Here is a 10,890-nt window from a genome sequence, read left to right as displayed (position 1 = left end):
CTTCTTAAAAATATACGAATCAACTACTACGCAGGTCGACTCTTCGGTTATTAAACTGATTGACAACATTGTTTCGTCCTACAAATGGAATGATGGTGCAATTGTAGAACAATGGCTAAGTGTAATATATGCCGCCATGATTGCTGAAGAAAATAAGAAGAAAGCCATCCTAAAAAAACGCATTAAACGACTTGGCTATAACAGCTTTACTTTATAAACTATACTCTCATTCTGGCTACCAACTTTAGTAAAAGCAAAGTTGGCAGGAGTTCAACAAGCTAAAAAAATATCATTCCTAATTATTAATTCATTTTATGCCAATTAGTCTTGCAATACTACACACTAACTAAGAATTAGCTCCAATCTTGCTAATAAATAATCAGATTTTCTTAAATACCTGATAACCCACATTTAGTTTTGGTGGATATTTTAAGTAGGAACAGTTTATTTGATACGCGTCCTTAAGGATAAATACATCATATAAAACTATTCGTATCTAATAATAATTTAACAAAACTACTTATGAAAATTTTTTATTTGATTTTTGCAACACTATTCATCTCTCTATCAACAATGGGTCAAGGAATTAACTTTGAAGACATTACAGTGGAAGATGCTGTTATTAAGGCTAAAGAAGAGAATAAATATGTCTTTATCGATGTTTATACAGACTGGTGCTCTCCTTGCAAATTAATGGCACAAAAAGTATTTCCTCTTAAAGAGCTTGGTGACTACTTCAATAAAAAATTTGTAAATATCAAAGTAAATGCACAATCCGGGGTTGCAGGACCAAAATTTGCAATAAAATATAAGGTATCAGCTTACCCAACATTTATTATTCTGGATAATAATGGAGAATTAGTCCATATGTTTGCAGGTGGTGTCCTGGATGGTGAAAAATTTATTCACAAAGTCAAAGAAGCGTTTAACCCCAGCAAAGCATTTGGTCAATTAAAAAAGAGGTACGAAGACGGAGAAAGAGACCCCAAACTGGTATCAGGGTATATTCAGGCTCTTATGGCATCTAAATCAATTAAGCAGAATGGATTGAATGATATGGTTAATGAGTTTTACAACTCACTTAGCGATAAGGGAAAAATAAGCTCAGAAGCCTTTTTCATTTTTGAGAACTATGCCAAATTGGGTTCGGACCGTGAAAAATTCCTTGAGGAAAACAAGAAAAAATTCAGAAAAGTTGTAGGCACAGAAAAGGTTGATTCAGTTTTTATTGACAAGTATGCATTATATTTTGGTATGATTGTAAAAGTCAACCGAAAAGATGTCTCAGTTGAGGATATAAATAATACATGGGAAAAGGTTAATTCACTTGGAATAACCAACCTCAAAACCTTACCGGTTTTTAAATCTGCAGCGATAATCAAAACCTCTAAATCAGGAAAAGAAGAGCTCTTTAGCGAAATTGAAAAAACGATACCAAATCTTACAGATAATGAAAAGGACCTGATGTTATATATTGTTATTCCAGGACTTAAGGACCTTTTAACAAAAGAAGAGAAAGATAAACTACTTGCTTTGGTCTCATCTGACTCTGTTAAAGGTTATATTATTAACTCAACCTACAGGTAGCTTCTTCCTTAATCAATATACTATATTTTGTAAGCGCTCTTTTCCTGATAAAAGAGCGTTTTTTGTCATGCTAAGTAAAGTATTACTTAAACAAAAATGAATAGAATTCGAAGATGTACATCTTTCAACTCATCCCGAAGCACAGCATAAGCTCTCTTCTTTTGTGTTTTAACTGTATTAACCGAGATATTGAGGCTCTCAGCTATTTCTTCAACAGTTAATCCAGCCATTGCCTTTAAAATAATCTCACGCCTTCCCTTGGGCAGATTTTCAATGGCCTGCGATACTTCACGGTTAAACTCAACCTCTACAATAGTCCTAAAAAAATCATCCCCTTCTAAGCTACGGGCACTCGATAATTCCAATGCAGGACTATTTCTCGTGATATATCTTAATGTATTATTCTTTAGTGCCCTGTAAAAATATGCCTTAAAATGTTTTTCATTTTCGAAAATCTGGCGTTTATCCCATATTTTCACAAAAACCTCTTGTACAATATCCTCACCAACATCCTCTTTTGGCAAAAAAGATTGTACAAAGTTTAAACCTGCATCCCAAAATGTGTGAAACAATTTATCAAATGCTCCTTCATCTCCTTCCCTAAAACGAGAAATAGTAGTATTCATTTATAGACTTTTAACTCTTTGGATTGGGTAAAGTTAGTTTTTTTTTGTAATTCAAGTAACCCGAAAATTATTTTTGAGGATATAGGTAATAAAAGGGGATCATCGTGAGACGAATCATTGATAAAAAATATAACGAATCAATAGAAATGGCACAGCTGTTACGCAAAATGGTGACAGAAGAGCTTTCTGATACAGAACGCCAAAAGCTTGCTATGTTAATAACTAAGAATAACCTAAACAACCAGGAAGATCTTAATAGCATCATCAGTAAAGTAGTTAATAATAAATTTACTACAACCAAGAGGGAGTCAGCTGACAAGGTTTTAGAAGAAATAAAATTGAAGTTCAACACCCAAAGACCATCTGCATTACGTCGCTTATTACCATATTCAGCAGCGGCAGCAGTAGTTACCATTATGATGGCTGTTGGGATATATCTGACCAAAATACAAAGCCATTATAATAATATTAGGGTAGAGCAGTATAATGTAGAAAATACGACCCTTGAGTTTCCATCTGGAAAAACATTATCGCTAAAAAAAGAAGCGGATATTGCATCCTTAATTGCTCAAGTTGACACTCTGCCAGAAGAGAAGATAAACACCAAACGTTATACGATAACAGTTCCTTTAGGCACTAGTCATACAATTTCACTTAAAGATGGCACTAATATTACTCTTTTCCCGCAATCTAAGTTGACTTTCCCTGCTCATTTCAATACATCTCAACGTTTAGTAACTTTAGAAGGGGAAGCATATTTTGATGTAGAATCAGATCCGACAAAGCCATTTTTGATTGAAGCCGGAGGCTCAATAGTTAAAGTATTAGGCACCAGCTTTAACGTAAGAGCATATCCCAATGAAAATAAGGTCGAAACCGCTCTTGTATCAGGTAAAGTGAATATGAATAATATTAAGATTACACCAGATCAAATGGCTGTTTATGACAGGGCTGATCAGACCATAAAAATACTCACAGTTAATGCCTCCATATATCAAGAAAGAGCTAATGGAATGTTTGTATTCGACAATAAAAGGTTGGAAGAGATAATGTATGATTTAAGTATGTGGTACAATTTTGAATACGATTTTAATGAAGAATCCATGAGAAACAAACGTTTCCGATTTAAATTATCACATAAAGAAGACTTTAAAAAGATAATGGGGATGATGGAATTAACCGGAGATGTGAAATTTAAAGTTGAAGATCAGCATGTTCTGATATTAAACAAAGGAAAATAAAAGTTGATTGTTAAGCGCTTACAATACATATTAATTTAATCTTAAATACAATTCATATTTTAATGTAATTTTCTATGAAAATAATCTCTAAGCAGGCTATGCGCAACAAGGTAGGCGTAAAATTAGCCGTAACGCTTTGGGGGATAATTCTTATACTTTTTATTCAAGGTTTTTGTGAAGTAGCAAATGCAGCCCAACAAGAAATAAAACTGAGTATCAATAAAAAGAACGTTCCTCTTGAAGAAATCGTTAGCGAAATTGAATCGAAAAGTGACTATACATTTATGTATAGCACATTAACAGCAAAAGACATTAATAATGTAAGTATTAATATCTCAGATGGTGAGCTTGTTGAAATACTAGAACTGATATTCAAGGACAAACCTTACTCTTATAATATTGAAGGTAAGGTAATTATCATTGGCCCACGTGAAGACGAAACAGAAGCTCAACAGCCTGAGGAGGGTGTACTCATAACCGGTACAGTTAGCGATAAAGAAGGAGAACTACTAGTAGGCGCAAACGTTATTTTAAAAGGAACACCTTTAGGCATATCAACTGATGCTCAAGGAAGATTTAACTTAAAGGTGCCCGCTAAATATAGTAGCAGCAATGTACTGTCTGTATCATTTATTGGAATGATAACCAAAGAAGTGCAGATTGATGAACAAACAGAAATCCATATTGTTTTGGATGATGCCATTGAGGTTATGGGTGCTGTTGTTGTAACCGGTATTTTTAATAAAGCTCCTGAGAGCTATACTGGAGCGGCAATTAAAGTTAGTTCTAAAGAGTTACAAATGGCAGGCAATCGTAGTGTCCTAACCTCAATCTCAAACATCGACCCAAGTTTTAATATAATGCCCGATGTTGCGTACGGTTCTGACCCTAACCGCTTACCGGATATCACGATGAGAGGTCGAACAAGTATGGATATCAACGTACGGGATCTTCAGGAGGATAGTCAAACGCAAAGCACAGCCAATTTACCATTATTCATCATGAACGGCTTTGAAGTATCCCTTCAAAGGGTTATGGATATGGATGAAGACCTGGTTGAAAGCATAACATTACTTAAAGATGCCAGTGCAACAGCGTTGTATGGTTCGAGAGGCGCTAACGGAATTGTTGTGATTACCACAAAACGTCCTGCAGAAGGAAAACTGCGCGTTAATTACAAAGGCTCACTTAATATAGAAGCACCTGATCTTACCTCTTATAATCTAATGAATGCGCAAGAAAAGCTAGATTATGAATTGGCTGCAGGATTGTATACTTATTGGATTGGAGAAAATACTATGTATAACCAAGCCCTTGAAGAACTATATAATGAGAGGTTAATAGATGTTGAAAGAGGCGTAGACACTTATTGGTTGAAATATCCTGTCAGAACTGGAGTTGGAAACCGCCATAGTCTGCAGGTCGATGGAGGCGATAACCATTTCAAATATTCAGCTGGTGTTTCATACAACAACATTGCTGGTGTTATGAAAGACTCATATCGAACTACATTTACAGGTAATATGTTTTTTCAATATGAAATTAACAACATCAAATTTCAGAATGAGTTGATTATCGCTCAGAACAAGAGTAATAATTCACCTTATGGATCTTTTTCTGATTATACAGTTGCCAATCCTATTTACACACCATATGATGAAAATGGCAAACTGAAAAAAATGTTATACACAGAAGGTTTATTAACAAATAATCCTCCTACTACTGGCAACCCATTGTATAACGCAAAACTACCGTCCAAAGACGAATCACGTTATACTAATATTCAGAATAATTTTGCTGTCGAGTGGAATATCAGTAATGATTTATCGGCACGAGGACGCCTAGGATATACAAAACAAGATAACCGTTCAGATTATTACGTATCTCGCGATCATACTATGTTCGAAACTTCAGCATACGAAGGTGAAAATTATAAACGAAGAGGACGTTATATATACGGTACAACGTATGCTACTTCTTACGAAGCTGATATAACATTGAATTACAATAAAACAATAAGCGAAGTTCACCAATTGTACGCAGGGCTTAACTTAAGCATGTCTGAATCTGAAACAGAAGGCTATAACATTACAGCAGAAGGATTTGCTGCAGCAAACATGGCCAACCTGGGATTAGCAGGTGACTATCCCGAAGGAAGCAGTCCGCAAAGCACCGAAGAGCATTATCGCAGATTGGGTAGTATCCTTAACCTTAACTACACCTATGATAGACGTTATTTCATAGATATGTCGGGTAATTTAGAAGGTTCATCTAAATTTGGAGCCAACGACAGGATAGCTCCATTCTGGTCGTGTGGTATTGGTTGGAACTTACATCAAGAAGAATTTCTAAGAGGTAAAAAGGATGTTAATGCTCTCAGATTAAGAATTTCATACGGAACATCAGGTTCTCAAAACTTCAGTTCGTTCCAAGCTCTGACAACTTATCGCTATTACGATTCGCAAACTTATAAGTTTTGGACCGGGTCATATATGATGGGGTTAGGTAATCCGGATTTAAGTTGGCAACAAACCGCTCAAACAAACATAGGACTTGAAGCGTCACTCTTTAATAGTCGTATTCGTATTAATGTAGACTACTATAATAAAATGACTGATGGATTACTTACGGATATTAACATCCCATCATCCAGTGGTTTCTCAAGCTATAAATCTAACGTAGGAGAAGTACGTAACAGAGGAGTCGAGTTAAATGTTAATGCGTATCTGTATCGCGATATGGAAAGACAGATTACCTGGTCAGTTGGTGGTAGTCTTATTCACAATCAGAACAAAATACTTAGTATTTCCAATTCATTGGAGTTTCTTAATTCAGAGTTAATGGAATACGAAGGTTCTAACCCAAGTTTCTTATATGAAGAAGGTGAGTCGATGAATACTATCTATGTGGTTCGCTCATTAGGAATAGATCCGGCAACAGGTGATGAAATATTCTTAAATAAAGATGGTAACCGCACCAATACATGGGATGCTTCAGATAAAGTAGCTTGTGGTGTTGCCGAACCTAAAGTATGGGGTAACTTCAGAACAATGTTTCGTTGGAAGAATGTAGTATTGAATGCTGTTCTTTCATATCGAATGGGGGGCTATGTATATAACCAAACACTCGTTGATAAAGTTGAAAACATTAATAGATTTGATGCATGGGGTAACCTAGATCGCAGAGCTTATTACAACCGTTGGCAGAATCCGGGTGATGAATCCTATTTTAGTGATATATCCGATTTACAACATGTGCAACAAGCATCATCACGTTTCGTAATGAAAGAAAACACTTTAGAGATGACATCGGCGAATTTAAGCTATGAGTTCGACCAACAATGGTTAAATAAGAATCTTAAGATTGATTATCTGACACTGGGACTTTATGCTGAAAATTTATTTTATATCTCAACCATTAAGCGCGAACGAGGAACTTCTTATCCATTCTCCAGAAAATTCTCATTGGCTTTATCAGCAAGGTTTTAATAAAAAACGTGCATTACTATGAAAAAGATAATAACAGTATTAGTATTAGCTATAACGTTAGCCTCTTGTAACGACTGGTTGGACGTCCGTCCTGCAACAGAATTACGAGAGGAGGAAATGTTTGAGACACAACAAGGTTATAAAGATGTATTAACCGGTGTTTACATTCGAATGGCCACATCATCATTATATGGATTAAACACAACGATGGTGCTGCCAGAAAATATGGTTCAGCATTGGGAAATAGAATCTGATTTGCAAAAAGCTATCTCTGAATTCGATTTTACAGAGACAGGTGCAAAAAGTATGTTGGAAACTATTTGGGTACAATATTACCAGTGTATTGTAAACCTCAACTCTATTCTTGAAAGAATTGATGAGAACCAGGATTTATTCAATAAGGGCAATTATGAGTTAATAAAAGGTGAAGCATTGGGTTTGCGTGCATTTCTTCATTTCGAGATTCTTCGATATTGGGGAGCAGCACCTCAGGACATCCAAGCTGGTGATAGTGCAATTCCTTATGTTACCATGGTAACTAAAGATCCTAATGAACTGCTCACATTAACTTATCAAGAAGTTTTTACGAATATTCTTAATGACTTAACTGAAGCAGAAAATCTTTTGGAAAACGATCCGATACTCTCTTTTAGTGCAGATGTGTTAAATGAGCCAAACACTGATAACAATCTAGCATTAGGAGATGAGTTCCATTACTACAGACAAAACCGCTTCAATATCTTCGCTGTGAAAGCAACACTTGCCCGGTACTACATATGGCAGGGGGAAACTGTAAAGGCTGCGACGTATGCAATGGAAGTAATTAACGCTGTAGAAAGTGAGGATAATGAATTAATTTTTAATCTTGGCGGAGAAGCAGACGCAAGTGCAGGTGATCTAACATTTCCTACAGAACAAATATTTGCTATTAACAATTCTCTGGCTACAGCAACTTTAACTTCAATGTTTTTTAGTAATTACACTGCTTACACTCAAGATCATGCAAAGCTGGAAGAAGCTTATGAGGTAACAATCAATGCTGCGGATATTAGGTTCAGAGATGATCGTTTATGGGAAATTAAAATTCATCCAGAAACGTTTAATTACTTTAAAAAATACTGGGCTACTGAAACGACAGCAGTTGAAGATATACCTTTAATTCGCCTTGCTGAAATGTATTTTATTGCCACTGAAAATAACGATGCCAACATTTTTCGCGAATACCGGGTTGCCAGAGGTCTGGATATTTCTATTGACGAAACTCTAACAGACCAGGAAGCTATCATGAGTCGTCTGGAGAAAGAATACAGAAAGGACCTTTATGGTGAAGGACAGATGTTCTTCTTCTACAAAAGGCTGGGTTATGAAGCATTTTCATGGCCAACAGCTATTGAAATGGACAGAGCCAATTACCAATTGCCAATTCCTGAAACCCAAACATTGTTCGAATAAAGTCAAATTATGAATATGAAAAAGAAGATATTTTTCCATAGTCTATGCCTGGTAGCTATTAGTTTATTATGGCATGGATGCAGCGAAGAGAAAATAGACAAGTATAATAGTGAAGCTTCTCTTTTCTTTTATGACGGATACTATAACTTGAATGGAGTTTCTCAATATGGAAGCTTTGCTTACTCTTTCTTTTATGCAGAAAGTTCAATTGTTAAAGATACTGTTTGGGTTGATGTGCGCCTAACAGGTTTCCAATCAGAGGAAGACAGAACCATTAGTATGGTTCAATTAAATACCGATGAAGAAGGTGCTGCCATTGCAGGAATCCACTATATTGCTTTTAATGCCCCTCAATTGAGCAATGATTTAATTCTGCCGGCCGGGGCAACCTCGATACTTGTTCCTATCGTTATTCTCAAAACAGATGATATGGAGACTGAAGAGTTTACACTCGAATTTGGTTTTAGCTCCAACGAATCCTTTGTACCTGGTTTAATCGATCAATCTACTTTTATTGTAACCATGACAGCAATGGCTGTAAAGCCCTCAAATTGGGATGATGACTACTATAAGTATGCATTCGGTGAATGGGGACAAGAGAAAATGAGGTTTTTGATTGACTATGTAGGATTCACCGACTTCTCTATGTCATTAATAAATAGTGATATAAGAAAATACTACAATATGAAAGCAAATGCTTTACTGAAAGAGTACGAAGAAACATACGGCCCTATTTATGAAAGTGACGGTGTAACTCGTGTAATATTCCCATAAAACTCAAAGATATGAAAACAAAATTCATCATATTAGCTGTAATGTCCGGCATGTTTCTCGCCGGATGTATTGATGATATTGGAAACTACGATTATACTAATGCAGAAGTTATTATACCAATTGTAGAATCTAATTTAGAGGAACATTATGATGTGATCACGCTTGAACAATTAGTGTTAGAACCAGAAATTAAAGGTGATGAGAGTCAATATGACTATCTATGGTATGCATATTCATCTTCTATGTCATCATTACCCATTGATACACTAGGATTTGATAAAAAGCTTGATTATAATGTTATTTTAAATCCGGGTACGTATAAACTGGTTTTTAAAGCTACCGATAAACAAAACCTGACATCAACATATCAGAAAACTGAGTTGACAGTAAGTAGTCCTTTTGGATTAGGTTTTTTTGTTAATAAATACGAGAATGACTATACCGATGTCGATTTTATTGATAGAGATGGTGTTGTTAACTCTAATATCTTTCAGACGATTAACGGCGAAGGACTAAAAGGTCAACCCGTAAATTCGTCATTCTTTTCAGTTGGATACTCCTACCAGGTTGAAGATGAAGATGGAAATATAACCCAATATAGCGATGAACCAGGTTATATCGTATGCTCCGATAATGGTTTTAAAATATATCACGGAGAAACCATGGAGGAGTTGAATAATTTTGAAACCGCATTTATGGAACTTCCTGAGGTTAAAAAGCCTCAAGGAGTGGTTGCTGCCTCAATAGGATATGGTATGATCAACAACAATTCCGTACATCTTTATGGAACCAGCGGTAATAATATTGGTAAATTCGGATATCCATATCCTGATAACAATTACAATCTGTCAAAATACCTAGTTAACGGCACAACTTCCTTTTTGACTTTTGACAATCATTCAGGAAGTTTCCTAGCATATTCTTCTTCTAAAAACGAACCCATAGTATTTGATAATTATAAAGACTATGAGTTGTTGTATCTGGCAGCACAACCATATTACATGTATATTAGTTATTATTCTTATGCATTATTAAAACACAAAACAGAAGATAAAGCCCTTATTATAAAAATAACAACCCCTTACCTGGCTAGTTCATATTTTCTTAGTACAGAATATCAGGTACCTACAAGTATTGATTTGCCCAATGCTAAAGTATTTGCCATCAGTGGTGCTAATACTGTTATGTATTATTCAAATGGAGATAATAAAGTAAATTATTACAATTATGGCAACCAAACAGAACAGAATACATTAACCTTGCCCGAAGATGAGGAGGTTGTATATATGAAAAATGTATATGATTTAATGTATGGACCAAATATATTCTTAGTATTAACTGAAAAAGATGGTTCGTGGAAACTTCGAGTATATAACTTCGAAGGCGCTACTCCTGACTTGGAGTTGCCAGCTGTAGAAACGTATTCAGGCAGTGGAGTCCCTTCATCTGTCGTTTATAGAGATGGAAATACTTATATAAGTTATTAGTAATTGAATTATATTTTCTAAACCCATGATTTGATTGCAAAGAGGGTGTCGAAAATCTCGACACCTTCTTTATCTTATACTGTCAGTTGTAAACTAACTCCTACTTTACCTCGTTCGAAATCATAGACTTCGCTCAACAGGGAGAAGAGCCGACTGTCTTTTTAAGATAAAAGCTTGTAAATTGGGCTTTTAACCAACACTAAAAGCTCCATGTCTGAACTTGTAAAACAGCTAA

Annotated in this window: 8 protein-coding genes; 7 read left to right on the top strand and 1 reads right to left on the bottom strand. The window is 35.5% G+C overall.

What is annotated here, in order from left to right:
- Together J1N10_RS20120 and J1N10_RS20115 are read left to right on the top strand one after the other, a co-directional pair.
- Positions 1–217: DUF7004 family protein (locus tag J1N10_RS20120; RefSeq protein WP_262328528.1), on the top strand; the 217-nt coding region annotated here is incomplete at its 5' end.
- A 305-nt stretch (positions 218–522) separates the two neighbouring features.
- A complete protein-coding gene (locus tag J1N10_RS20115) occupies positions 523–1,587 on the top strand; it encodes a thioredoxin family protein (protein ID WP_262328527.1) in 1,065 nt (354 codons plus the stop codon).
- A gap of 86 nt (positions 1,588–1,673) precedes the next feature.
- Here the strand turns inward: J1N10_RS20115 and J1N10_RS20110 are convergent, their stop codons facing one another.
- A complete protein-coding gene (locus tag J1N10_RS20110; protein WP_262328526.1) occupies positions 1,674–2,213 on the bottom strand; it encodes an RNA polymerase sigma factor in 540 nt (179 codons plus the stop codon).
- A gap of 104 nt (positions 2,214–2,317) precedes the next feature.
- On the opposite strand from J1N10_RS20110, the gene J1N10_RS20105 reads away from it, so the two are divergent.
- From J1N10_RS20105 to J1N10_RS20085, 5 genes are all read left to right on the top strand, one after another.
- Positions 2,318–3,454, top strand: coding sequence for a FecR family protein (locus J1N10_RS20105; protein ID WP_262328525.1), 1,137 nt, complete (start codon positions 2,318–2,320; stop codon positions 3,452–3,454).
- Between the two features lie 74 nt (positions 3,455–3,528).
- The gene (locus tag J1N10_RS20100) at positions 3,529–6,942 is read left to right on the top strand and encodes a SusC/RagA family TonB-linked outer membrane protein (RefSeq protein WP_262328524.1); all 3,414 of its coding nucleotides are present in this window, start codon (positions 3,529–3,531) and stop codon (positions 6,940–6,942) included.
- An 18-nt stretch (positions 6,943–6,960) separates the two neighbouring features.
- Positions 6,961–8,394 (top strand): RagB/SusD family nutrient uptake outer membrane protein, encoded by a 1,434-nt coding sequence (locus tag J1N10_RS20095; RefSeq protein ID WP_262328523.1) that lies wholly within the window; start codon positions 6,961–6,963, stop codon positions 8,392–8,394.
- Positions 8,395–8,409: 15 nt separating this feature from the next.
- The gene (locus J1N10_RS20090) at positions 8,410–9,168 is read left to right on the top strand and encodes a DUF4843 domain-containing protein (RefSeq protein ID WP_262328522.1); all 759 of its coding nucleotides are present in this window, start codon (positions 8,410–8,412) and stop codon (positions 9,166–9,168) included.
- Positions 9,169–9,179: 11 nt separating this feature from the next.
- On the top strand, positions 9,180–10,655 hold the full coding sequence (locus J1N10_RS20085; RefSeq protein ID WP_262328521.1) for a PKD-like family lipoprotein: 1,476 nt from the start codon (positions 9,180–9,182) through the stop codon (positions 10,653–10,655).
- Positions 10,656–10,890 lie beyond the last annotated feature (235 nt).

The organism is Carboxylicivirga litoralis (genome assembly GCF_025499605.1).
In the GTDB taxonomy this organism is placed as follows: Bacteria; Bacteroidota; Bacteroidia; order Bacteroidales; family Marinilabiliaceae; genus Carboxylicivirga; species Carboxylicivirga litoralis.
The sequence above is the reverse complement of the archived record's forward strand: the minus strand, read 5'-3'. Positions and strand labels throughout refer to the sequence as shown.

Coding starts and splice junctions, on each gene's coding strand:
- J1N10_RS20090 (WP_262328522.1), top strand. CDS start 8,410: ATGAAAAAGAAGATATTTTTCCATAGTCTATGCCTGGTAGCTATTAGT.
- J1N10_RS20115 (WP_262328527.1), top strand. CDS start 523: ATGAAAATTTTTTATTTGATTTTTGCAACACTATTCATCTCTCTATCA.
- J1N10_RS20100 (WP_262328524.1), top strand. CDS start 3,529: ATGAAAATAATCTCTAAGCAGGCTATGCGCAACAAGGTAGGCGTAAAA.
- J1N10_RS20095 (WP_262328523.1), top strand. CDS start 6,961: ATGAAAAAGATAATAACAGTATTAGTATTAGCTATAACGTTAGCCTCT.
- J1N10_RS20085 (WP_262328521.1), top strand. CDS start 9,180: ATGAAAACAAAATTCATCATATTAGCTGTAATGTCCGGCATGTTTCTC.
- J1N10_RS20110 (WP_262328526.1), bottom strand. CDS start 2,213: ATGAATACTACTATTTCTCGTTTTAGGGAAGGAGATGAAGGAGCATTT.